20 protein-coding genes and 2 pseudogenes are annotated in these 23,488 nt (G+C 59.4%); 11 read left to right on the top strand and 11 right to left on the bottom strand.

The features are described 5' to 3' along the window. The first annotated feature begins 2 nt into the window (after window positions 1–2). From AWB64_RS00425 to AWB64_RS00405, 6 genes and pseudogenes are all read left to right on the top strand, one after another. On the top strand, window positions 3–959 hold the full coding sequence (locus tag AWB64_RS00425; RefSeq protein WP_060816672.1) for an AEC family transporter: 957 nt from the start codon (window positions 3–5) through the stop codon (window positions 957–959). Between the two features lie 66 nt (window positions 960–1,025). Then, window positions 1,026–1,946, top strand: coding sequence for a malonate decarboxylase subunit epsilon (gene mdcH / locus AWB64_RS00420; protein ID WP_060816671.1), 921 nt, complete (start codon window positions 1,026–1,028; stop codon window positions 1,944–1,946). A gap of 158 nt (window positions 1,947–2,104) precedes the next feature. Then, window positions 2,105–3,220, top strand: coding sequence for an alpha/beta fold hydrolase (locus tag AWB64_RS00415; RefSeq protein ID WP_060816670.1), 1,116 nt, complete (start codon window positions 2,105–2,107; stop codon window positions 3,218–3,220). Window positions 3,221–3,610: 390 nt separating this feature from the next. Beyond that, window positions 3,611–3,934, top strand: a complete 324-nt coding sequence (locus tag AWB64_RS32670; RefSeq protein WP_374728598.1) for a CBS domain-containing protein — start codon at window positions 3,611–3,613, stop codon at window positions 3,932–3,934. After that, window positions 3,829–4,230, top strand: a pseudogene (locus AWB64_RS32030) (CBS domain-containing protein); the annotation flags it as partial. The gene AWB64_RS32670 and the pseudogene AWB64_RS32030, both read left to right, overlap by 106 nt. A 104-nt stretch (window positions 4,231–4,334) precedes the next feature. After that, window positions 4,335–6,761, top strand: coding sequence for an HAD-IC family P-type ATPase (locus AWB64_RS00405; RefSeq protein ID WP_244163892.1), 2,427 nt, complete (start codon window positions 4,335–4,337; stop codon window positions 6,759–6,761). 787 nt (window positions 6,762–7,548) lie between these two features. Here the strand turns inward: AWB64_RS00405 and AWB64_RS00400 are convergent. From AWB64_RS00400 to AWB64_RS00390, 3 genes are all read right to left on the bottom strand, one after another. Then, window positions 7,549–7,881, bottom strand: coding sequence for a helix-turn-helix domain-containing protein (locus AWB64_RS00400; protein WP_157766552.1), 333 nt, complete (start codon window positions 7,879–7,881; stop codon window positions 7,549–7,551). 37 nt (window positions 7,882–7,918) lie between these two features. Next, window positions 7,919–8,722: a CbtA family protein gene (locus AWB64_RS00395; RefSeq protein ID WP_082850319.1), complete on the bottom strand. Its 804-nt coding sequence runs from the start codon at window positions 8,720–8,722 to the stop codon at window positions 7,919–7,921. Window positions 8,723–8,861: 139 nt separating this feature from the next. Further along, window positions 8,862–9,884, bottom strand: coding sequence for a LysR family transcriptional regulator (locus AWB64_RS00390; RefSeq protein ID WP_060816668.1), 1,023 nt, complete (start codon window positions 9,882–9,884; stop codon window positions 8,862–8,864). A gap of 107 nt (window positions 9,885–9,991) precedes the next feature. Between AWB64_RS00390 and AWB64_RS00385 the strand changes: the two genes are divergently transcribed. Continuing rightward, a complete protein-coding gene (locus tag AWB64_RS00385) occupies window positions 9,992–10,726 on the top strand; it encodes an SDR family NAD(P)-dependent oxidoreductase (RefSeq protein WP_060816667.1) in 735 nt (244 codons plus the stop codon). Between the two features lie 72 nt (window positions 10,727–10,798). Continuing rightward, complete coding sequence (locus AWB64_RS00380) at window positions 10,799–11,398, top strand: NADPH-dependent F420 reductase (RefSeq protein ID WP_060816666.1); 600 nt, start codon at window positions 10,799–10,801, stop codon at window positions 11,396–11,398. A 46-nt stretch (window positions 11,399–11,444) separates the two neighbouring features. Here AWB64_RS00380 and AWB64_RS00375 read toward each other — a convergent pair whose 3' ends face one another. Further along, a complete protein-coding gene (locus tag AWB64_RS00375) occupies window positions 11,445–12,329 on the bottom strand; it encodes a LysR family transcriptional regulator (RefSeq protein WP_060816665.1) in 885 nt (294 codons plus the stop codon). Between the two features lie 123 nt (window positions 12,330–12,452). On the opposite strand from AWB64_RS00375, the gene argC reads away from it, so the two are divergent. Next, entirely contained in the window at window positions 12,453–13,382 is a 930-nt protein-coding gene (gene argC, locus AWB64_RS00370) for an N-acetyl-gamma-glutamyl-phosphate reductase (RefSeq protein WP_060816664.1), read from the top strand. A 273-nt stretch (window positions 13,383–13,655) separates the two neighbouring features. On the opposite strand, the gene AWB64_RS32665 is transcribed toward argC, so the two are convergent. Further along, on the bottom strand, window positions 13,656–13,919 hold the full coding sequence (locus tag AWB64_RS32665) for a hypothetical protein (RefSeq protein ID WP_374728597.1): 264 nt from the start codon (window positions 13,917–13,919) through the stop codon (window positions 13,656–13,658). A 9-nt stretch (window positions 13,920–13,928) separates the two neighbouring features. On the opposite strand from AWB64_RS32665, the pseudogene AWB64_RS30650 reads away from it, so the two are divergent. Beyond that, a pseudogene (locus AWB64_RS30650) lies at window positions 13,929–14,039 on the top strand (IS3 family transposase); the annotation flags it as partial. A 52-nt stretch (window positions 14,040–14,091) separates the two neighbouring features. Here the strand turns inward: AWB64_RS30650 and AWB64_RS00365 are convergent. After that, window positions 14,092–16,479, bottom strand: a complete 2,388-nt coding sequence (locus AWB64_RS00365; protein WP_060816663.1) for a phosphocholine-specific phospholipase C — start codon at window positions 16,477–16,479, stop codon at window positions 14,092–14,094. A gap of 542 nt (window positions 16,480–17,021) precedes the next feature. On the opposite strand from AWB64_RS00365, the gene AWB64_RS00360 reads away from it, so the two are divergent. After that, on the top strand, window positions 17,022–18,002 hold the full coding sequence (locus AWB64_RS00360; RefSeq protein WP_060816662.1) for an aldo/keto reductase: 981 nt from the start codon (window positions 17,022–17,024) through the stop codon (window positions 18,000–18,002). A gap of 29 nt (window positions 18,003–18,031) precedes the next feature. Here AWB64_RS00360 and AWB64_RS00355 read toward each other — a convergent pair whose 3' ends face one another. From AWB64_RS00355 to AWB64_RS00335, 5 genes are all read right to left on the bottom strand, one after another. Continuing rightward, window positions 18,032–19,402: a sensor histidine kinase gene (locus AWB64_RS00355; protein ID WP_060816661.1), complete on the bottom strand. Its 1,371-nt coding sequence runs from the start codon at window positions 19,400–19,402 to the stop codon at window positions 18,032–18,034. 56 nt (window positions 19,403–19,458) lie between these two features. Then, window positions 19,459–20,136 carry a response regulator transcription factor gene (locus AWB64_RS00350; protein WP_060816660.1) on the bottom strand — a complete coding sequence of 226 codons (678 nt, stop codon included), beginning with the start codon at window positions 20,134–20,136 and terminating at the stop codon, window positions 19,459–19,461. Between the two features lie 10 nt (window positions 20,137–20,146). Next, window positions 20,147–20,965: a MipA/OmpV family protein gene (locus AWB64_RS00345; protein WP_060816659.1), complete on the bottom strand. Its 819-nt coding sequence runs from the start codon at window positions 20,963–20,965 to the stop codon at window positions 20,147–20,149. Window positions 20,966–21,224: 259 nt separating this feature from the next. Further along, entirely contained in the window at window positions 21,225–21,593 is a 369-nt protein-coding gene (locus tag AWB64_RS30645; RefSeq protein ID WP_075643226.1) for an NUDIX hydrolase, read from the bottom strand. A 526-nt stretch (window positions 21,594–22,119) separates the two neighbouring features. Next, on the bottom strand, window positions 22,120–23,274 hold the full coding sequence (locus tag AWB64_RS00335; protein WP_244163891.1) for a cytochrome-c peroxidase: 1,155 nt from the start codon (window positions 23,272–23,274) through the stop codon (window positions 22,120–22,122). Window positions 23,275–23,488 lie beyond the last annotated feature (214 nt).

Here is a 23,488-nt window from a genome sequence, read left to right as displayed (position 1 = left end):
ACGTGCTCAACCTTATCGTCACGGCATTGTTGCCGGTATTTCTAGTATTGGCATTAGGATATTTTGCCGGCAAACGCAAGCTGGTCGACAACCAGAACGTTTCGAGCCTGAATGTTCTTCTGATGCAGTTTGCGCTGCCGCTCACGCTATTCGTATCGATCGCGAAGACGCCGCAAACGGTGATTTTCCAGAACGGACCGCTTGCTCTGGTGCTTGCATTGGGTCTCGTCATCACCTACGCGGTCGTCGGCTGGACGCAGCGCAAGTTCTTCGGCCTGTCGCTGGGCGACGCGGCAGTCGAGACGCTCACTATCGCGTTTCCCAACTTCGCGTCGATTGGGCTTCCTTTGCTGCTACCTATCTTCGGCCCGCAGGCCGCACTTTCCGTGGCCATTGCAATCGCGGTAGGTTCAGTCACCATCTCGCCGATGACCCTGGCGCTTCTCGAACTCGACAAGGCCCGCAAGGCGGACACCGGTCATTCGGTGTCCGCCAGCCGCCAGTTTCTCATCGCGCTCGGACACTCGGTGCGAAAGCCGATTTTCGTCGGACCGATGCTCGGTCTGGTGGTCGCACTCATCGGGTTTCATCTTCCAGCGCTCGTTGCCACGGCGCTGGGGCCGATCACCGCCGCGACCGCGGGCATTGGTCTATTCCTGACGGGTCTGATGCTGTCGGCACAAACGATCAAGATAACCGGTGACGTGGTGTTCGGCACGACCGTCAAGAACGTACTGCAACCGCTGCTCGTGTTCGGTCTCGCGAAACTGCTAGGGCTTCCGCCGGCGATTGCGGCACAAGCCGCACTCCTCACGGCCATTCCAGCGGGCTTCTTCGGTTTGGTTTTTGGCGCCAGTAGTGGAACGAAGACGCCGGTTGCCGGCGCGACCCTGATTATCTCGTCGGTTTCAGGAATAGTCACGCTGGCGGTCGCCATCATGTTGCTCGCGCCAAAGTGAGACGCCACGATCCTGTGCCGCGCCAGGTCGCGGCCATCAGGTACATGGCATCGTCAAGGACAGACCATGAACATCGCATTTCTGTTTCCAGGCCAGGGAGCGCAGACCCCCGGCTTTCTGGCGCGTTTGCCGGCGCATGGCACCGTGACCGCCACGCTTGACGAGGCGAGCGATGTCCTCGCGCTCGACGCCCGCGGGTTGGACACTGAAGTGGCACTCGCTTCCACCGTCGCGGTGCAGCTGTCAGCGCTCATTGCCGGGGTCGCGGTATCGAGGGCGCTGAACGAAGAAGGGGTAGAAGCGCAGGCCGTTGCCGGTTTGTCCAGCGGCGCCTACACGGCTGCGGTAGCCTGCGGTGCATTGGCATTCTCGACGGCGCTTTCGCTGATGAAGCTGCGCGCCGAGTTGATGCAAAGCGCTTATCCCCATGGCTTTGGCATGGCCGCGCTCGTCGGCCTTGACGAAGCTCGTGTGGTCCGTTTGGTGAATGAACTTCATCGCGAAGATCGGCCACTGTATGTCGCCAATCTGAACGCGGAGAGGCAAATCGTGCTCGCAGGTAGCGACCAGGCGCTGGAGGTCGCCATCGAGGCTGCAAAGCGCGCCGGGGCGAGAAAGGCACAGAGGATGGCAGTCAGTGTCCCTTCGCACTGCGCGCTGATGAATGGCGTGGCCGCGAAGATGAGCGAGGCATTTGCGGGGGTGACTCTGATGCAACCCCGGATCCCCTATGTCGGCAATGTACGCGCGCGAGTCTTGCGCGACCCGCAAGACATTGCTCGCGATCTTGCAGGCAATGTTGCGCACACGGTGCGCTGGCACGACTCTATGACGATATTGTACGAGAGGGGAACACGTTATTTTGTCGAGTCTCCGCCGGGAAGCGTGCTGACCGGGCTCATTCACGAATCATTCGATGACGCGCAGGCTAGAAGCGTTGCCGATACTCCGATGGCGACCATTGCTTACCTGACCGGCCGCACCTGACTGGCTCGCGGGTTTGATCGAGTCTCGCAAGAAACATGACGGTGAAGGCTAATTGCAAAGAAAACCTTTTACAGTGAATGCAGCCCTGACTTGGTCCGAGAGGTGTCAAAGTCCGGGCATTCGGCGGCGAAATTGCAATTCCAGCATGGAGATGTTTGATGAGTCATCCGCCACGCAAAAAGACATCGATTCCGGCGTTGCCTTTCTTTTGGCCAATAGTGGCTGCTTCCGCGATGTTTGAAGCAGGCGCAGCATTGACGGCGAGGAACCTTGCGTTTTTAGCCGAGGAAGAAAAGCTCCACTCGGGCCTTCAACCGTCGTTCGCAACAGCCAACCGGCCTCTATTGGATCTGCGAACGATGGTGCTACGCGATTACTCCAGTATGGGTGCCCAGGGGCTGCCGACCATTGTGGATGCGCCTTACGCTGGCCATCGCGCAATGATCGCCGATTATCAGCCCGGTCAAAGCCTCATGGAGACGCTGCGCAATAACGGGATTTCGCGGCTCTACCTGACCGACTGGAAGTCCGCGACCGACGACATGAAAGATCTGGAGATCGACCAGTATCTGGCCGAACTCAATGTGTGCGTCGACGAGGTGGGCGGCAGGGTGAATCTCGTTGGCCTGTGCCAGGGCGGCTGGATGTCCGCGATGTATGCCGCTCGCTTCCCGGAGAAAGTGGCCTGTCTCGTTTTGGCCGGTTCGCCCGTGGATACCGATGCAGGTGATGGTCCCATCAAGCGGATGGCTCATACCTATCCGGAATCGTTTTACGAGGAACTGGTCAAGCTTGGCGGCGGCCTGATGCGCGGCCGCTTTATGCTTCGTGGGTGGAAAAACATGCACCCGGAGCAGCACTACATCTCAGAACATGTCGATCTGTATGAGCACATTGATGATCCAGCGTACTTGAAGAAGGAAGAGGCGTTCGAAAGCTGGTACGAGAATCCGCTCGACCTTCCAGGGCGATGGTATTTGCAGGTCATCCGGCAGATTTTCAGGGAAAACCGGCTGGCGAAAGGTACGTTCGTAGCGCTGGGTCGCACGCTGAGCCTGAAAGCGATCACGTGTCCGGTCTACCTGCTCGCTGGAGAATCGGACGACATTACGACGCGGGAGCAGGTGTTAGATGCGACGAAGTATCTGGGTACGCCAGCCGAACACATCGTGCAGAAACTCGTGCCGGGCGGCCATATCGGTCTGTTCATGGGCTCGCGTACGCTGAAAGAGACTTGGCCCGGTATCGCTGCGTGGATTGCCGCGACCGTGTAAAGCGAGTCAATAACTGGAAGCATGCTTCCCGAGGGCTCAGGGCACGCGTGTTAGGTGCCTAAACTCGATTAACTCGATTCCGTCACGAATGGTGACAGCCTACATGATCGCACTTGCAAAGCTCGTAACGTTGTTCCGCCCCGGATCAGAGGCAGACTTCAGAGTTAAAAGCGTGCGCGGTTATTTTTGGCTTTAGGACGCGTGCGGCCGACGTTCGCTACTCATATTGTCCAAGGACCGCGAGTTGGGATAAAACGCCGTCCCGAAAAAATTTCGTTGTGTGGAGACAGTATGACTATCTATGTTGCAGACATCATGAATTCACCCGTCATCGGAATCGAGCCCAGCGCGGCAATCGTTGACGCCGCGAAGCTCATGCTTGGCAGCTGAATCAGCGGGTTACCCGTGGTTGATCGGGCAAAGGGACTGGTGGGCATAGTGACCGAAGGTGACTTCTTGCGCCGCAGTGAGCTGGGTACTGAGCGCCGCCGCCCGAGCTGGTTGGAGCTTTTCACCAGTCGGACAAAAAGCCGACGAGTACGCACGTGCCAGGGGCGCAGCGTTGACGAAGTGATGACAACGGACGTTGAGACCATTTTTCGCCGGACGCTCCGCTTGACGAACTCGTCAGGCTCATGGCGTCGCACAAGGTTAAACGGGTGCTCGTTATCGAGAACGGCAAGCTGGTCGGGGTCGTTGCGCGGGCGGACCTGATGCGCGCGCTGCTGAAAGCGCTCCCAGACACGCAATCGGCGTCCACCGACGATGAAAAGATTCGCCAAGGGGTAATCGCCGGCTTAGCGAAGCAGCCCTGGTCCGGACTTGTCCAGGTCGATCTTCATCTTGGGATAGTGGACCTCAGCGGCATCATCTTCGATGAACATGCCCGTGAAGCGGCGCGTGTGCTCGCCGAAAACGTCCCGGGCGTCAGGTTGGTGACCGACCAACTGGCCTGGGTTGAGCCGATCTCGGGTGTGTATCTTGCCGCTGCGCCGGCAACCGACATATAGCGACATCTGCAGACCGGGAAGTGCCCTAAGCGGATGAATTCAGGAAGGAAAGGGAAAGCGAATGGGCACGCTCATTCCATCCCGCGGGGAAAAGGGATGTCGATGTGAGCGGCGATAAAAAAATTTCGAAGGGATCATCGGCCGGGGCGACGACGTCGAACGGCGTTGGCCTGCCTGCAGGGCTGTCCAGCGCGGAGGCGGCGAGACAGCTGGCCGAATCAGGGCCGAACGAAGTTGCAGCGGACAGGGAGCGCCCTGTCCTTCGCATATTGCGCCATTTCTGGTCGCCGGTCCCGTGGATGCTCGAGGCGACGATCGTCCTGCAAATCGTGGCGGGTGAGTGGCTGGAGGCGGCCATGGTCGTCACGCTGCTTCTGATCAATGTTGCGATGGGCATCGTCCAGGAAGGGCGCGCGAACGCGACCCTTGCGCTTCTTCGCCAGCGTCTCGCACCGAGGGCACGCGCCCGACGCGACGGCACCTGGCAGGACATTGCTGCATCCGGTCTGGTCGTGGGCGACACCGTTCAGCTGACCCTCGGCGCGATTGTTCCAGCGGATATCCGCATTGTCTCAGGCTCGATGCTCCTTGATCAGTCGATGTTGACCGGGGAGTCGGCGGCCGTTGAACAGACGGCTGGAGCATTGGCCTATGCAGGCGCCCTGGTCAGACGCGGTGAAGCAGTGGGCGAAGTTGTGGCAACCGGCACACATACCTACTTTGGTCGCACGGCCGAACTGGTGCGTAGCGCGGACGTCGAAAGTAGTGAGCAGAGGGCCGTGCTGAGCGTGGTCAAGGCACTGACTGCGGTGAACATGACGATCGTCGTGGCGATGGTCATTTATGCACACGTTATTGGCATGACGGTGACGCAGATTATTCCGCTCGTGCTGGCCGCATTGCTTTCCGCGGTTCCGGTTGCCATGCCGGCTGTCTTTACGCTGTCGGCGACTCTGGGTGCTCGACGTCTTGCGCAGGAGGGCGTGCTGCTGGCCCGGCTTCCGGCCCTGCAGGAGGCGGCGATGATCGACGTGCTTTGCGTCGACAAGACTGGCACGTTGACGGAAAACAGTCTCGGGGTGGGCGAGGTAGTACCCCTGGTCGAACGGATGACTGCCGCCGAAGTGCTGTCCCACGCAGCAGCGGCCAGTTCCAGTGACGGGCAGGACCCGGTCGATGTTGCCATCCGTGCGGCCGCCTCGTCGAAGGATATGCCTGCGCTAGCGGTCCTGCGATTTGTGCCATTCGATCCTGCCGCCAAGATGTCCGAAGCGCGAATCGCGGGATCCAATGGGCAGGAGCTGCGTATTGCGAAGGGCTCTCCCTTTGCCATCTCCGCACTCGCACCAATGCTGGCGAAGGGCGATGCGGAACTGTCGCGTCTCAGCGCGGCTGGTTATCGGGTGCTGGCGGTCAGCGCCGGTGAACCCGGAGCTATGGCGGTCATCGGCCTCATCGGGCTAAGCGATCCACCGCGCAAGGACTCGGCGCCTTTGTTGGCCCAGTTGAAAGCGCTCGGCATCGTGCCGGTCATGGCCACGGGTGATACAACGCTTACGGCTGAAACCGTGGCTAGGCAGATCGGCCTGGATGGACCGGTGTGCCCCGCGGGCAAGATCCCGGAGAAAGTTGGCCCGAACGACTATGCGGTGTATGCCGGGGTCTTTCCCGAAGACAAGTTTGGCTTAGTTCGGGCTTTTCAAGGGGAGGGACACGCGGTCGGTATGTGTGGGGACGGCGCAAACGACGCGCCCGCACTGCGTCAAGCCCAGATGGGCATTGCAGTGTCCACGGCGACCGACGTTGCAAAGTCCGCCGCCGGACTTGTGTTGACCCAGCCTGGCTTGCGCGGCATCGTCGCCTGTATCGAGGAGGGCCGGGCCGCTTTTCGGCGAGTTTTCACGTTCACGTTGAGCACGATGGTAAACAAGGCCGTGACCTTGATTGTGATGGGAGGAGGACTAGTAATGACCGGGCATGCAGTGATGACGCCCCTGTTGCAGGTCCTGTGGATGCTGACAAGTGACGTCGCCATGATGGCCCGCGCAGGCGACAGGGCAAAACCCACACCGTACCCGAACGCGTGGCGCATCCGGGAGCTGACCCTGGCGGCAATACCGCTGGGAATGGTTAAGCTGGCGTATGTGATGGGGGTTTTGGCGGTTGGCTGGTTCTGGCTCAGGTTGGACACGGAGACGATGCGCACGCTGACCTTTCTGACCTTGGTGCTGGCCGGCCAAACGACGGGTCTCGTTTTGCGCGAGCGTAACCATGTCTGGTACTCACGTCCGGCGCCTGTGATGCTCTGGGCGATTTTCGCAGCGGCCGCACTCGCCTCAGTGTTCGCTTGGCTCGGATGGTTTATGGCGGCGCTGCCGGGCTGGCTCTTGATAACAATCTATGGGACCAATCTTTTGTTCTGTCTATTCTTGGACGCAGTAAAGGTGGTCTTGATGAGCCGGTTGCCTTTGGATCGACGGCCTGGGGTCTTGTCCGAACCAGACTTGGCAGCGACGGCGCCGGCCGTTTGAGAATAGTTCAAAAGGCGGTGCAAACGACGTGCGACGCGAGGCGCTGTGCAGGTTCTTTCTTGAAAAGAGGTGGCAGGATACAAATGAACTGTATGAAAAGGAGACGCTTTCTCTTCTTGGACTCGCGGTGCCAGAAGACCGTAACGATACCTCGTTCCACCAGGACATCACGTCACAGTGGTTCCATGATCAGATACGTGTTCGACAACGTGCAGACCGCGTAAACTATCCCGTTGGAAAACGGCCATCAACGTACGCGTGAACGTGAGCGACACTGTACGGGTTTCGTGATCTAGGGCAGACTCGATTGTTTCTCTCGCGCTTCGGCTCGATCAAGCAATATCCTGCGCTCAAGCACTGGCGACCGATCGAGCAACACGGCCTGAGCCAATTAATGTGCCCTCGCTGGACCACGCGCTGTACGATGCCGAGCTGCTCACACCAAACCGCTCAACGTCACCGGTCCACCGCCGCCAGGGTACGCTCCCAACGTCATTTCAGGGAAGCCGAAACGCGCGTCGCCATCCGACTCAAGCGTCGTCCGCGCGGCGCCAATGAGCTGACTCCGCCGACCCAGCATTGAAATGGATCACTTTTCGTGTTGTCCGCTGGCACTTCAGCTTAGAGGGGCTAGATGGTACCGGTAAAGTACTCTGAGAAAAATTCATCGCGCAATGTCGGCGAGCGAGGCAAAAGCTGAAAATTAGTTCTGGTTTTGGAGACGCCTCATCGGCGAGGCAACGTCGGCGCCATGCGCACGACTGCCTCGGAGATTCATAGCAAGCAGCTACTTGTTCGACGCGCTGATGGATGACCGGAACCGGCTTCGGTATTCTGCCGGATTGATTCGAAGGCGACGGAAGAAGCTGCGCCGCAACGCATCGGTACCATCGAATCCGCACCTGCGCGCAATCTCGGCGATGGCCAGGTCAGTAGTCTCGAGATGCTGGCGAGCCGAATCGATGCGGGCGTCGTTCAGATACGCCATCAAGCTGATTCCGCATTCCTTCACGAAGATCCGCGAGAGATTTCGAGGACTCATGTGCAGACGTTCTGCAATCGATGTCAGCGTATGCCGCGTGCCGAGGTTGTCCAGCATGAAATGTTGAATCGACTGCACGTGCGAATCGGTTGTGGCCTGCGTTTCCAGCAGCGGACTAAATTGCGATTGTCCACCGGCGCGCCGGACATAGACGATCAGATATTTGGCGACATCGACCGACATTTTCTTGCCAAAGTCCTCTTCGATCATCACCAACGCCAGGTCTATACCCGCGGTTACGCCCGCTGTCGTGTAGATGCGGTCGTCCTTCAATGAGCTGCATGCCGAGCGAAGCCACGCGAAAATTCCACAGGAGCGCAGCGGGGAAGGTTTTCGGCACTTCGTCGATGGCCGGCAAGCCCGCCATCACGGCCGCAATGATGACCACGAACACACCTGCGCTCAACACGGACGCGTTCCACGCGCCCCACTGCGCGACCCGTGCACCACGAATCCTGATCGAGAACACCATGGCCGAGATGGAAATCGCGATCATCAGGAAATAGAGCGCCGTCCGATAGCCAATAGTCTCGGGATCGCCAACAGACGGAGGGTTCGCCGGATATTTGAGCGCGGGGACTAACACCAGCGCGACAAACGCCGCCGCGGCGAGCCATACCGACAATTCTCGCGCAGGTATCTTGCCGGCACGGCCATTCGCAAAGGCGAACACCAGCGAGAAGAGGCCGCCAACCGCTGTCCCATAGACGATCGCACCGGTCAGCAGACCCGCGCCGGCCTGCGTGTGGCGGCTTACGATTTCCGGTTCCGGGGCTTCCCCTTTCGCGGCATCGGCCTGTTGTTCGAATGCAATTGCGCGGTCTACTTGCGGCTCGCCCACGACCTTCGCAAACCCGAACATGACCAAGCCCGCGACCAGCCCCGCCAGCATGCCCCGCACCAATAGTTTACCGACCATGGCGGACTCCGCTTTAATGTTGAAAAGGAGTCTGCTGCCTTCAGCCACATGGGTGTTCCGGGCTATTCGACCTCTCCTGTAATCGTCCAATGGATCGCTGATCTTAAGGCGGTTTATGGGTAATGCGATGTGCTTGCAGTTACCGTTTTACGGACATCCGTGGAGGAGCGGCGGACCGGATTGACTGTTGCTCAAGCGCAGCGGCCTTCGGGCTTTTTTTGCCTTCGCCTTTGCGCGCGACGGAGCGTTGGCTAACATCTTTTGGCAAATGTTCAGGATTACCAAGGAGCTCGACCAGCCGTGTCTCGCATTCGGAAAACGCGTACCCGCGCCGCTGCGAGACCATGAAAGTGAGGGCGCGCATGTGCCATGCGCGCCGTTTGAGTTCGACAAGTGCTCCACTCACCAGGTCTTCGGCAACCATATGATGCGGCATGTGCCCCCAGCACAAGCTTCCTCTCAGCAGATCGTGCTTCGCGCCGAGGTCATTCACCCACCACTGGCGTTCGCTGGCGACTCCCTGTTGCGTCTTTTCCGCATTGGGCTGATTATCGGTTACGACAAGCTGGATGTGCCGGGCAAATTCCTCCCGCGGGATCGGCGCCGCGATTGCGGCCAGCGGATGCGATGGCGCACAGACCGTCACCATGTGCGCTTCGCTTAAATGCTGTCTTTCTATGGTATTCGGGCTCAGCTCCGGCACGTCCGTGATCGTCACCGCCAACGCGCATGTGCCTTCAAGAACCAAACGCTCGCCGCCCTGCATGGTCGTCATGCGCAGATTGATTGCAACCGTTGGAAAGTCCGCCTGCAGGGTGCGCAGGCAGTCGATCAGGTGCGCACGCGGGAAATAGGTATCCACGGCAATCGAGACCTGTGGGACCCCGGCTTCAGCAATCGAAACCGCGCGCATCTTCATTTCCTCGGTGCGTGAAATCACCCCGCGAGCATCAGGCAAGAGGCTGCGGCCCGCGGCCGTAAGCGTCGCTTTGCGGGTGTTGCGTTCGAACAGCAGCACGTCAAAGGCACTTTCGAGCGCGTTGATCGCGTGACTGATCGCCGACTGTGCACGCCTCAGCTCCCGTGCAGCCCCGGAAAAGCTTCCTTGGTCACACACGGCAACGAAGGCCCGAAGTTGATTGATCGTGACGTTGTCGAGCATAGGTATCTAAAAAGTAGATGGGATTTATAGATATTCAGTCAGTTGGCTTCATGAATCAAGTGTCTCAAAATCGTGTTTCTCGCTTTTTGATTCGAAGGACGCACGATATGAACAGACTGAATGGCAAGACCGCTGTGATCACCGGCGGCGCTACCGGCATTGGCCGCGCCGCGGCAAAGCGCTTCATCGAGGAGGGTGCCTTCGTCTTCATCTTCGGCCGCCGGCAGGAAGCGCTCGACGCTGCCTTGACCGACCTCGGCCCCAATGCCCGCGCGGTGAAGGGCTCGGTCTCGGATCTCGCCGACCTCGACCGGCTCTACGCGGCGGTGAAGGCCGAGCGCGGCACCCTCGATATCGTCTTCGCGAATGCCGGGGCCGGAAGCCAGCTTCCGCTCGGCAAGATCACCGCCGGGCACATTGACGAAACCTTCGACACCAACGTGAAGGGCGCGATCTTCACGGTCCAGAAGGCGCTGCCGCTGATGGGAGAAGGCGGTTCAATCATTCTGACCGGATCGAGCGCTGGCACTACCGGCGCCCCGGGAATGAGTGCCTACAGCGCGAGCAAGGCGGCAGTGCGCAACCTTGCGCGGACCTGGGCGGAAGACCTGAAGGGCACCGGCATCCGGGTCAATGTGCTGTCGCCTGGGGCAACAGCGACCGAACTCGCAAAGGAAGCGCTAGGCGAGGAGGGCCAGAAGGTCTTCGCCTCGATGACTCCGCTTCAGCGCATGGCCGATCCGGCGGAGATCGCGGCGGCGGCGGCCTTTCTCGCGTCGCCGGACAGCAGCTTCATGACGGCCAGCGAGGTCGCCGTCGACGGTGGCCTGGCGCAACTCTGACATGCTACGCCCGGCCGGTCACTCCATTCGATAGTCGGAGCCCGTAGCGCGTGGTAACTCAAAGGAAAATATATGAGCTATGCAATTATTGGGTTCGGCAAGATCGGTCAGGCTCTTGCCAAGGCGTTTGTCCGAAGCGGCATTGAAGTATCCGTTGCAACCACCCGCGAGCCGGAAAGTTTTGCATCCGCCGCGGCCGCGATCGGATCTGGGATCATTCCCAAAAAACTGGCGGAAGCGCTCAAGGCGGACATCGTATTTTTGGCTGTCCGTTTCGAGTCACACCGGGATGTCGCGAAGGCGCTGCCCACCTGGAAGGGCAAGACCATCATCGATGTGACGAATGCCTATGGCGTGTCCCCTGGGGAACTGGGAGGACAGCCGTCTTCCAAGGCCGTCGCGCAGGCCTTCACCGGTGCAAGACTGGTCAAGGGCTTCAACCATTTGGGCGCTGCCGTCCTTGAGCAAGATCCGGCCGTACGTGGTGGCAGGAGAGTCGTGTTCCTGGCGAGCGACGATGACGGCGCCGCCGGGGAGATTGGTGCGCTTGCGGAAAATCTAGGTTTCTCGCCGATCAAACTCGGCGGGCTTTCCGAAGGCGGCCTGCTTGTGCAGGCGCGCGGAAATAGCTGGGGTCAACTGATCTTCAAGGACCTGGTCAAGTTCGACTGATGAATCGTGATCGCGAATCCTGATGCGATCATGCCTCGTGGAACGCCTACGCTAATCGCAGATCCCACAAGACATCGAGTACGTGTTGAGTGGTGCGCTCGACATGCCCCGCGCGGTGTGCAATGCCTAGTCGACGCCACAACGCCGGGCGCAACGCACGCATGACGACGCGCCTGTCGGGTAATGGCGTTGTGGCTTCATGGGGCAAAAGCGCCGCGCCGTAACCTGCCGCTACCAGGCTCTTGATCGCGTCGTTGTAGTTGAGCTGAATGCGCGGCGCAGGGTGATGTCCCGCGGCCGCAAACCACTCCGCGGTCAGGCGCGAGAGACGCGTAGTCGCGTCATTGAGAATGAGAGGCCGAGCAGCGAGCCAATCAGGCGTTACACGGGCGGGGCATCGCCAATGCGCCGGCACGAAGGCCATCACGGGGTCGCGGCGCCAAGGCTTTATCGCGAGTCCAGCCACTGGGGACTGAGGCAGCGCGACCAGCCCGACATCCAGCGTCCCATCCGCCAATCGGACCAGCGTTTCATGCGACGTGAGCACCGCAAGCTGAATATCGATTGCGGGGTGGTGCCGGCGCAGCACCTCGAGCGCTTGCGGCAACAAGTACGCAATCACGCCGGTCGATGCACCGAGCCGCACGCGACCTTCGAGCCCCTGCACCTGGCGTTGAATATCGTCCAACGCCTGCTCCGCATCGGCCAGCAGTCGACGCGCGCGCTCCACTAGCACCTCTCCTATTGCCGACGGCCTTACCTGCCCGCGCTTGCGTGACAGGAGTGGTGCCCCAATGCGCTCTTCGAGTTCAGCGATATGGAGGCTGACTGTCGGAGGCGCCAGATTCAGCGCACGCGCTGCATCGGCAAATGAGCCACGTTCGGTAATCGCAATGAGAGTGCGCAAGCGGTCCAGGCTGATCTCTCGCATATCGGCGTCCAGATTCAGAAAAACTGAATGTTTAGGTCATGAAATTCAACTTTCTCTATTCTAGCGGTTCAGCGAACATGGACGCTCGTTCTGCCCGTTACAACCACTCGGAGGATTCCGCGTATGAGCGCTCCCATTGTTTTCATCGATGGTGACCAAGGCACCACCGGACTGCAAATCCACGAACGGCTGCGCAATCGGACCGATATCAAGCTCTTCACGCTAGCTGCCGCAGAACGCAAGGATGCGCGCCGCCGCGCGGAAGCCATCAACGCCTGCGACATCGCCATTCTATGTTTGCCTGATGCGGCCGCACGCGAGGCAGTGGACGCCATCGTCAATCCTGCCGTCAGAGTCATCGACGCCAGTTCGGCCCATCGCACTCAGCCGGGCTGGACGTACGGTTTTCCGGAAATGACGCCGGGACAAGCTGAGCGCATCGCAAGCGCCCGTCGGGTCACCAATCCCGGCTGCTATCCGACGGGGGCAATTGGCTTGCTGCGTCCCCTGTTGCAGGCTGGGCTCATACCGAGCAACTACCCCATCGGAATCCATGCAGTGTCCGGCTACTCCGGACGCGGTCGTGCCGGCGTGGAGGAACACGAGCGGCAAGATGCACTCAACGCGCCTTCATTCCAGGTATATGGTCTGGAACTCGCGCACAAGCACGTTCCGGAAATTCAGACGCACGCCGGACTCGCGAAGCGGCCCATCTTCGTGCCTGCATATGGTGCGTTTCGTCAGGGCATTGTGCTGACGGTGCCGTTGCAGTTGCGGCTGCTCGCACCCGATGTGGACGGCGCCACGTTACACGCATGCCTCGCACTCCACTATGCGGATGCGTTGCATGTGCGTGTCTTGCCGCCTCATGAAGCGAGTGTCTTGACGCACCTCGATCCGCAGGCGCTGAACGGTACGAACGACATGCGCTTGAGCGTATTGCTCAATGAGGAACACGGGCATGTCCTGCTGGCCGCGGTTTTCGACAATCTCGGCAAAGGTGCATCCGGCGCTGCGGTTCAGAACCTGAACCTTATGCTCACGCGGCAATAGCGAGCGATTGCTTGAGATAACGGTCGGCTGCACCTACATGCCAGCGATTGTTGTCAATCTGGTCATGACCTTCTAATGTCTGATAGTGGCGTGCCACCCTTGACGGCTGACGATCTGGCCGGAGTTCCGGATCATTTCAATTTCCGCCTGCGACTTGATGTTCCGTGTTTCCCAGATACACGGGGAGCCATCCACGAGTTGAATGGAACCCAGATTCCTCTGGACCTGAAGGAAGTCGTTCACAGGCATCCGCAGGACGGATTCACGACCGAGTTAAAAGCCGATACGGCCAAAACGTCGCGGCAGTTCGCTCAACGTCGAAGACAGGAGCGAAACCCCTTCGTCTTGAGGACGCGGTGCGGGCCAGGTCCGAATGCTGCCGACCGCGTACGTTGCTACAACGGGCTCGCCAATTTCGGGAACGACCGCAATCGTCTCGCCTCTCGCGGGAATGACAAGGAACCAGGGGCGTGCCGGGCTCTCCCAGAACTGCGTGTCGTAGCCTGTGAAGTAGCGATAGTTTGGCGGCGCGGTAATAACCAGACCGTCCAGCTAGTCGACGCGTACATCCGCTGGTATAACGAGAAGCGGATTAAAGTCTCCCCCGGTTCACTCAGCCCGCTTGAATACCGGGAAAGTCCCGGGCTTGCAGCATAAACCAGTCCAAGAATTTCGCCGCATCCCCAATTGCTCAGTGCCTCACTTTCGATCAGAAAATGTCGGTCATCCCCATTGCAGGGTCGGTGACCGAGTGACGGCCAGTTTCAATACGCCCGGCGATGCGGCGCAAGAAGCTGCGATCCGTGCTGCTGGTGATCTCGAAGTCATACCAAAAGCCTGTCTTGGCGAGGTTCCAGAAGAGCGCGACCGGGAGCTGGCCGTTGGCACCGATTGTCCACGTGTGGCCTGGGTCGAAACGTTCTTCCCGACCGAACGGCGCTGGAGTCGGCCATGCGCCAAAGCCCGCGACTGGGAAGCCACCGAAGCCCAGCAGATCCCGGCCAAAGCCAGGAGTCGGCAAACCAGGAATCACCTCCAGCGCACCGTAGACCTTGTTGGACTTGACGGTGAACTGTGCGGGCCCGGCGCCGTCATTGCGCAGTTGCAGGTGAAGGCTGCCGGTCAGCGTGCCGTAACCCACGCGAATCTCCAGATTGGCAGCCCGGCGGCCTTTCAGCGCGGTGAGGTCGCCCTTGAATGCGCGATGGTAGCCGTTCGGGCCGAGTACCCAGAGATCGTATTTGCCGAGGTCCGTTGAGGTCGGTGTCCATACGTCGTCCAGCGTCTTGCCCGGCTCGACCGCGTAACGCTTCGGCAGGCGGTCCAGATGCAATTTGTCATAGACATGGAACACTGCACCCTGGCGCCCCGTATTGGCGAACAGCAGCTTGACGGTGCCGGCGTTTGCGTCCACGTGCGCGCTGGAATGCAGCTCGTAGGGCAGCGCCCGCGATGGACGGAAGCCGTTTGCCTGTACAGGCAGGCCGCGGTTGGCGTCCGGCACGATCTGGCCCAGCGCCTGCTGCGTGGCGCGCAGCGCATCGGCGTCGGCCTTGCTCTTTTCGCCGGCGATAGTCGGAAGCGGCTCGTTGTTGGGTGTCGCGAAGTTGAGGGCCGAGGTCAGGTCGCCGTTGATCAGCCGACGATACGGCGAGATGTTGGTTTCCGTGATGCCGAAGCGGGCTTCGAGAAAGCGCAGCACCGAAGTGTGATCGAAGGTCTGCGAGTTGACCCAGCCGCCACGGCTCCATGGCGATATCACCCACAGCGGCACGCGAGGACCTGGGCCGTATGGCTTGCCGTCTGGCCCGGGCGGCTGACTGCCGGGCGCAGCGCCGGTGTCGGCGCGGGTGACATACGGATGGGTGAAGTACTCGGCGCTCAGGTCGGCAGTGTTCAGCGTGGTCTTGCCTGCATAGGTGCCATCTCCATTCGGTGACGGGACAGCGGCCGGGGGCACGTGATCGAAAAAGCCGTCGTTCTCGTCGAAGTTGACGAGCAGCAACGTCTTGCTCCAAACATCTGGCACGGCCGTCAGCGCATCCAGGAATTGCTGCACGAACCACGCGCCCTGTACCGGGCTCGAGGGCCCGGGATGCTCCGAGTAGACGTCGGTTGGAACAACCCACGAGACTTCCGGCAGACGGCCATTTCTCACATCATCGGCGAAAGCTTCGACGAAGGTGCCGTTGGTGTTCGGGTCGGCGTCGGTGGTTGGCAGCGTGTTCGCGTAACCCTTGATCAGCGGCTGGGCCACGGCATCGGCCGGGTTGAAGGCCGGCTCGGCAGCCTGGCTCAACGACGCATTGACCTGGCGCGCTGACGGCAGCGCCTCGTTGGCCCGGCGATACTGCCTGAAACCGAGCAGCGGATTGCAGCCGTAGGTGTTCTTGATGTTCTGATACACCTTCCAGGTTACGCCGGCCTCTTCCAGGCGCTCGGCGGTAGTCTTCCAGTCGAAGTAGGCGGACGCGGACGTAGTGACGTCGAAATCGCCGCTGAAGTTGTTGACGAAGGTCTTGCCATATGCCGGACCATTCGTGCCAGTGGCGTGGATGATGCGATTCGGGTGCGTGCCGCCCAAAAACGCGCAGTGGTAATCGTCACAGACGGTGAACGCTTCAGCCAGTGCCCGCTGAAACGGGATTTCAGCCTTGTCGAAATATCCCATCGTCTGGTTTTGCTTGGACACGGGCCATGCGGCCATGCGGCCGCCGTCCCACGCGTTTTGCGTGTCGACCCAGCTATGCGGCGTGCCGGTCACACGTTGCGCGTTGCCCCTGGTCTCATCCAGATGGTATGGCAGGTCCACATTGCCGTTGGCATCGATTTGCTGCCACACGTTACGGCCGTTCGGCAGCGGGATGGTGAAGCGATCGCCGTAGCCGCGCACACCCTTATAGGTGCCGAAGTAGTGATCGAACGCGCGGTTTTCCATCATCAGGATAACGACGTGCTTGACGTCCTTGATCGTGCCAGTCTCGTGATGCGCGGGGATCGCGAGCGCGCGACGAATGCTGGGTGGAAATACGCTGAGCGCCGCAGCCGAAAGTCCGGCAGTGGCAGTACTTTGGAGAAATTTGCGGCGGGAGTTCACAGTGCGGGTGCTCCTTTTTTTCTAGCTGATCGTAGAAACCTTCGGTAGCGTTCACCGCAGCCGATCCGCCCCGCGAACTGGCACGGCTTGTCACGATCGATCTGCTTGCACCGGTCGCGCGCCATGCTCGAAGTCGCCAGATGGAAAAGCCGCTTGCCGAGACCCCACTCGTAGAAGCCCAAGGATGTCTTGTTGCACGTCTGTAACCTGTAGTGCGGTGATTGTCAGGTTCAGACGAATGTGGAATATAAGCAGCGAGAATGACGGTATGGTGTCGGTGCCGAAATAGTTTTTCTAGTCGAAGACAGTCGGGCGCAAAAGTCGGCATCCTTGCTTAAGGCCCAATTGTTTGCTCGCTTGTTTCGATGTCCGGCGTGCTGCCGACGAATTTTGATGACGCCTGTTAGTATTTACGCGTCACCGGAGGGAATGCCAAAGTAAAGAATGACGCTTCGTCCGGCATCCTTCGTTTGTCTCGCCAAAGGCAGAAGTAACCTGCATGTTTGCCAGATTCGTTCTGCACTTTCAACAGGAGTTGTACGATGGAATATGTGAAACTTGGCCGCACAGGTCTCGATGTATCACGTATATGCCTTGGATGTATGAGCTACGGCGTGCCGGAACGTGGCCCGCACCCATGGTCGCTGGACAACGACGCCGCACGCCCCTTTATCAAACAGGCGCTTGATCTCGGTATCAATTTCTTCGATACGGCCAACGTCTATTCAGACGGTACTAGCGAAGAGATCGTTGGACGCGCGCTAAAGGAATTTGCGAGCCGGGACGAGATCGTCCTCGCCACTAAAGTACACAGCCGGATGCGTCCGGGGCCGAACGGGGCGGGGTTATCGCGCAAGGCCATCATGGCGGAAGTTGACGCGAGCCTGAGGCGCCTCGGCACCGACTACGTCGACCTGTATCAGATCCACCGCTGGGATGATACGACGCCAATCGAAGAAACAATGGAAGCATTGCACGATGTCGTCAAAGCTGGCAAAGCACGTTATATCGGCGCATCGACAATGTATGCGTGGCAATTTGCCAAAGCACTGCATGTCTCCGAACGACATGGCTGGACGCGCTTTGTGACGATGCAGAACTATGTGAACCTGCTGTATCGCGAAGAAGAACGCGAGATGTTGCCGCTGTGCGAAAGCGAGGGCATCGGGGTGATACCGTGGAGCCCGCTCGCGCGGGGGCGGTTGACTCGTGATTGGGACAGCAGCAGCGCGCGCTCGGAGACTGACGAGTTCGGCCGCACACTGTACGCGACTACCGAAGAGGCAGACCGTCAGGTCGTCGAACGGGTGAGCGAGATTGCGACGAAGCGGGGCGTGCCTCGGGCCCAGGTTGCGCTTGCGTGGGTTCTGCAGAAAAGGCCGGTGACGGCGCCAATCGTCGGCGCGACCAAGCTGCATCACCTGAACGATGCGGTCGATGCCCTCTCGCTCAAGCTAACAATGGACGAGATCCACTTGCTCGAAGAACGATACGTTCCTCATGCGGTAATGGGCTTCAAATAAGGAGACCACATCGGCCGATCGGACTGACATTAAGGGGAATAGTTTGCAAACGACACCACGAACTGGGTGCCCGATGGCGCCGGCCTGACGGAGAGCCGCCAGTCGTGTGCGATGGCTATCTCCCTGCAAATAGCGAGACCCAGGCCGGCACCATCGTGAAGCGAATCAGGAGCGCGCCAGAACCGGTCGAAAAGGCGCGGCAAATGATCCGGGTTGATGCCGGGACCTTCGTCCGAGACGCGGATCGAGTCGCCGTCCACTGAAACGACCACCATCCCGTGCGACGGCGTAGCGTTGATCGCGTTTTCTACGATGTTCTTGAGCAGGATGAAAAGCGCGCTGCGATCCGCATTCATCGCGGGCTGCGCGCTTCGCGTGTCCACATGCAGCGTCACGCGCTTTTGATCGGCCTTGCGTGCGAGATAACCCACGACGTCTTGCGCTACATCGACGCGATCAACCTCGCCGAAGTTGAAGTTCTGCGATTCGCTTACTTCGGCGAGATGCAACAACTGCCGAACCTGGCGCGCCATCAAATCGATTTCGCGATACAACAGGTTCTTGTTCCGGATCTCCGGTTGCATTTCTATCTGCCCTCGTATCAAGGTCAGCGGTGTCTGCAATTCATGCGCGGCGGATGCAAGAAACTGCTGCTGTACCGCGAAGCCGTTTTCGAGGCGAGACAGCGCGTCGTTGAAAGCGGTGAGAAGCGGTTTGAGTTCGCTGGGCACGCTTTTCACGGATAAACGCGTTCGGAGATTGCGTGGCGTGATCAACGCAGCGGCGCTCGATGCATCCCTGAGCGGCTTGAGCACGCGGCGCACGGTGAAGGTCAGCGTCAGGCTGAAAACAATGGTCGCGGTCAACAATGTGATAGCCACGATCTTCGGCAACGGTTCGATCTTCTCGCCGAGTACGGCGCGGTTGAATGCAACGCTCGTCGCGCTTTGCACATACAGCCAGTGCTGCTGGTGAGGGACCTTAAGCGTGATCATCTCGAACGGTTTGTTGCCGATCGTCACGGCGTGGCGCACGCCAATCTGTTTGGTAAAACCGGTTGTGTCCCAACCAGGACCGTTTGTGACGCCCTTCGACGCCAGCAAAATTTTCCCGGACTCATCGAGTACGCGATACAGAAGTTCGGTCGGTACGGCTTCGAACATCCATTCGGTCTTCTCATTGAACTTGACCGATACCGGCTGGCCGCTTGCGTCGAATTCCATCGACGTCGCCACACGTTGCGCAATGCGAATGTCATCAGCGTGACGGAAGTGCTCGGGCGGCATGTGAGTCAGCCCATAAAATGCCAAGCCGGCGATGAGCGTCAGGCTGACCGCCAGCGCCGCGACGCTCGTGATCCACAAGCGTGCCGACAGACTTCGGATCCAGTAATTGAGCATGATGCTACTTCCCGTATTTGCTAGTGAGGGCCGCTGGACGCACGCCATTACTTCGATTACTCCGATGCCAGCAATCCGAACCCCGCTCCCCGCACATTGGCAAGCCGCGTCGTCGAGCCGATTGTCAGCATTTTCTTGCGCAAGCGATGAATGGTCACCTCGAGCGCATTTGGCGTCACCGCTTCGGCTAGTCCCCAGGCCGCGTGTTCCAGCGCTGAATGCCGGACGGTCTGCCCTTCGGCTTTCAACAACAAGGACATGACCTGCGATTCCGCCAGTGCGAGCACGACCAGCTGATCGCCGCAATGCATCGCGCGTTGTTGCGGATCGAGTGAGATATCGGCGAAGCACTGCACGAGTTTCGTCAGAACTGCGGGTCTTCGCATCAGCGTACGCACGCGGGCAACCAGCTCGCTCATGGCGAAGGGTTTGGTGACGTAATCGTCCGCGCCCGTTTCAAGCCCGTCGATCCGGTCGTGCAGCGCGTCGCGCGCCGTCAGCATCAGGCACGGTGTCATGTTTCCGGTTGCCCGCAAGCTGCGCAGGAACTCGAGCCCGTCTCCATCGGGCAATCCGCGATCAACGATCATCACCACATACTCCGCGTGGCTCAGGCCGTACGACGCTTCGGAAAGCCTGCAGAAGATATCGGTCTCCACGCCCGCCCCGGACAATGCTTGCCTGACCATCTCCGCCAGACGCGCGTGGTCTTCGATCAGTGCGACTCGCGACATGCTGCGCTGCTCATTTGAATTGATAGAGATAACCCAGCCTGACTTCAGGAACGAATTTCTTCCCGATGATCGGGCTGTCTGTAATCCCGCTGCCCAGGTGCGACACGCCCAGATCGAGCGTAGCGAGTTGATGACGCGTGACCTGATAGTCGAATTTCGTGCCTATGGAGACATTGTAAGCGGCGCGGCCGGTGTACTGATCCCGGCCTGCCCGTACTTCGTTGGGCCTTACGCCGTAATAATAGTCGACGTATTTATGGCTCAGCCAGTCGACGCCCACATGCGGCTCGATCGAAACATTCTTGAACTGGAAGGCCTTGCCGAATTCCACGCTCGCTTTTTGCCCTTTGTTTCCGCCGGTAAGGAATTCGCCCGAGAGCGTGCCATACGCGGTGTGCCACGACAGCGCCGGACCATACCAGAACGCGCCATTACGGGTTTGCATGCCGTTGAGGGCCGAGGCGTCGGAGCCCTTGTAGCCGTCGCCGAGAGCATACCGGCCGCGCAGCGAGAACAGCACGTTACTCCACTTGCCGACCTTGAAGTCGATGGTGGTGCCGGCGGCGTGCACCCATTTATCGTCAAAGTAAAACAGCGGGAGAGGGGAAAACCTCGGGCCATAGCTTGTGTAAGGCGACTGTTGGTAGCCTACGCCCGCGCCGAGCCCCCAGTGCGTAACGTTGGTCGCGTTGCTCAACACCGTAAATCCCGTGTCGTCCGAGTCGGACAGATCGGTAACGATACCTTCTGCCCGTGCGGCAGCGGAATATACCAACACTGATGCAATGACCAGCAAAAAGCGGTGACCACGGCAAAGTAGCTTTCTCACAGTGGTTCCTTGATAGGGAAGGGTCCGAACGGACCCGACTCTAAGACCCACTGACTTACTGGTCACTTACTGTAGTGGTCTAATTTCCGCAGAGAGGTCGATAGGCGGACGATCCTGAGTCGACGAGGAAAAACAGCAGATGACAGGACGGCGTTTTTCTTTTTCCGAGTCGAATAGTAGTCCGGGATTCATCGCTCCTTACACCACGCAGGTCACGCTTTCGCGCGCGCAGTTGTCGACCGCGCAGATCGTGGCGCAGCTACTTTTTACGCCGTTGACCCATGAGCTTCACGATGTCGGTCGTCGGCGCACTGGTCAAGAGGCGAGGGATGTCTTCGAGGTGGACCCAACGGCATTTGGATATCTCGTTACTCGGGCGAGCCTTGGCGCGATTCGAGATTTCGCAGGAGAACACGTGATGGTGCTTTTGCTTTCCACGAAAGTCGAAGAGATATCTGGCCGACTTCCCGGAAAGCCGCGTCTCTTCCTTGAGTTCCCTAAGTGCGGCGTCCGGGAGATGTTCTCCTCGCTTAAGGATCCCGCCCGGCAAAGCCCACTTCGACTGACTACGTGCGACCAGGAGAATTCGCTTACCTCGGCGACAGATAACGGTGGCGCGTGTCTTCAAACTGAACTCCCACTTATCTCTTCCAGGTGTCTTCGGTGCGTCGGCATGTCGCGCGACGCTTGATATAAGCGAACATGCTAATACAAAACCGTAGATTCCCGGCAAGGTCTCGATATGGGAGCGGTCCATAAGCGACAATTTGGAAGTCGTTCATCAAATCGCCACAGAGATTGTGAAGTGGAAAATATCGCTGTGGGTAATGTCGCGGGTGAAAGTTTTCTTGTCCGACTCGACGCTTGAATGGTGGACATGGATGCTGACTGGCCGTTGCCGCAGCCAATCAATCTCTTTCAGGAAGATCGGCGGCCAGTTGTTTCATCGCTATCAAGAAAGAACGGGTTCAATCGCAAGCACCTTTTCATCACTGGCGACTCCCATTGTCGCCGAGGCTGTGCGGCGGGCGGGAGATCTGGCCACGAATCGCGATGCTGAAAAATTCAGCCAGCTTTGCGTCGTATTACTGCAACCCCGCGCGGCGGTATCAGTGAGTTACTCGGGACAGGTTCGCGCGGGCCTAGTGGCTCCTCTAACGCGCTTGCACTTTCGGTCCGCCGGGCGTGGCCGAATAGCCGTCGTTCAACGTCTGCAAAAACGCGATGACATCCCGAATCTCCGCCTCGTTCAGTGCAGGCTTGTCGCCCGGCTTACGGTTCAGCGGAGCATCAGCCACGTCGATATTCTCGCGATAGCGGATCGGGAGATCGTCGAATTTGTCGATCTTGCCGTGGGCGAGCTTTGGATACCACTTGCGCGGATTGGTGTCGCGCTCGACGTAAAAGCGCATCGCCTGTTCCAGGCTGTGAAACCGGCCGTTGTGGAAGAATACCGAGCGGGTCGCGGCGTTGCGCAGCGTCGGTGATTTGAACATACCGCAGAAGTCGGTTTCTTTCGCCAGATCATGGCGATAGGGACCGCACAACCCGAGGTCGAAATATTTCGGATCGCGATTAGCCGGAATGGCGGGATTGCGCGGCACGCCGAGCGCAGCGAACGAAAAGTCGGCGAACTGTGCCGGACGGCCGCCGGGGCCCGGCATGTCCAGATGGCATTTCGCGCAATTACCCTTGTCGGGGTTGTTAAACAGCGCATAGCCGCGCAGTTCCTGCGCCGTAAAATCCGCATTGCCCGACATCGCAGCGTCGAATTTGCTCGTATAGGGATGGAAACTCACGTCTTCGATCTGAAACGCTTCGAGTGCTTCGCCGATGTGCGCGAATGCCTGATCGGTTTGAGAGAAAATCTGCGCGCCGAAGACTTTTTTGAAGGTATCGGCATAAGCGCTGTGTTCCACCTTCGCCACGACCGCAGCCGCGCCGGCATTGGCCATTTCGTTGGAGTTGAGCAGCGGAAGCGCCGCCTGTTCATGCAGCGAGGCTGCGGAGCCGTCCTGCATGAAGCCGCCCGTCGGCCCTTCGTCTTCGGTATCTTCCGAGGCCGGCGTATAGAAGTGGCGGCTAAACAGCGGCGTGAAGTTCAGGTATCGCAGCGACGGCACCGCGCGCGTTCCCGGCTGGCGCATGTCGGGACCGCCTAGCTGCACGGCAAGTCCGTTAGGCGGACCATATGCATGCTCCGGGCTATGGCAGCTCGCGCACGACATTTTTCCCGATGCGGACAGCGACGCATCGAAAAATATCTGCTTGCCGAGTTTGGCACTCGGGCTCAGTTCAGTCGCGCTCACTGGATATCGAACCCACCTCTGAACCGATACCTTGGAGACGGCCGGCATAGCGGCAGTTGATGCCGCTGCAGGCACGCCCGCACCATTACCTGTTCCGGGGTCGCCTGCAGCCGGTGGTTGAGCCATCGCCGCCAGGCCTACGCTCAATGCAAATGCGGCTATCGTCACAATGGACAGTCGAGTCGCAGGTTTGTGGCAATGTCGAATCTTCAGC

It is taken from the genome of Caballeronia sordidicola, from assembly GCF_001544455.2.
GTDB classification, from domain to species: Bacteria; Pseudomonadota; Gammaproteobacteria; order Burkholderiales; family Burkholderiaceae; genus Caballeronia; species Caballeronia sordidicola.
Note: the sequence above shows the minus strand (reverse complement) of the source record. Positions and strands in the feature narration are given on the sequence as shown.

Excerpts from the sequence above, each read along its gene's own strand:
- AWB64_RS00355 (WP_060816661.1), bottom strand. The coding sequence starts at position 19,402 with ATGCTCAATTACTGGATCCGAAGTCTGTCGGCACGCTTGTGGATCACG.
- mdcH (WP_060816671.1), top strand. The coding sequence starts at position 1,026 with ATGAACATCGCATTTCTGTTTCCAGGCCAGGGAGCGCAGACCCCCGGC.
- AWB64_RS00390 (WP_060816668.1), bottom strand. The coding sequence starts at position 9,884 with ATGCTCGACAACGTCACGATCAATCAACTTCGGGCCTTCGTTGCCGTG.
- AWB64_RS00360 (WP_060816662.1), top strand. The coding sequence starts at position 17,022 with ATGGAATATGTGAAACTTGGCCGCACAGGTCTCGATGTATCACGTATA.
- AWB64_RS00380 (WP_060816666.1), top strand. The coding sequence starts at position 10,799 with ATGAGCTATGCAATTATTGGGTTCGGCAAGATCGGTCAGGCTCTTGCC.
- AWB64_RS00395 (WP_082850319.1), bottom strand. The coding sequence starts at position 8,722 with ATGGTCGGTAAACTATTGGTGCGGGGCATGCTGGCGGGGCTGGTCGCG.
- argC (WP_060816664.1), top strand. The coding sequence starts at position 12,453 with ATGAGCGCTCCCATTGTTTTCATCGATGGTGACCAAGGCACCACCGGA.
- AWB64_RS00415 (WP_060816670.1), top strand. The coding sequence starts at position 2,105 with ATGAGTCATCCGCCACGCAAAAAGACATCGATTCCGGCGTTGCCTTTC.
- AWB64_RS00350 (WP_060816660.1), bottom strand. The coding sequence starts at position 20,136 with ATGTCGCGAGTCGCACTGATCGAAGACCACGCGCGTCTGGCGGAGATG.
- AWB64_RS00385 (WP_060816667.1), top strand. The coding sequence starts at position 9,992 with ATGAACAGACTGAATGGCAAGACCGCTGTGATCACCGGCGGCGCTACC.
- AWB64_RS00375 (WP_060816665.1), bottom strand. The coding sequence starts at position 12,329 with ATGCGAGAGATCAGCCTGGACCGCTTGCGCACTCTCATTGCGATTACC.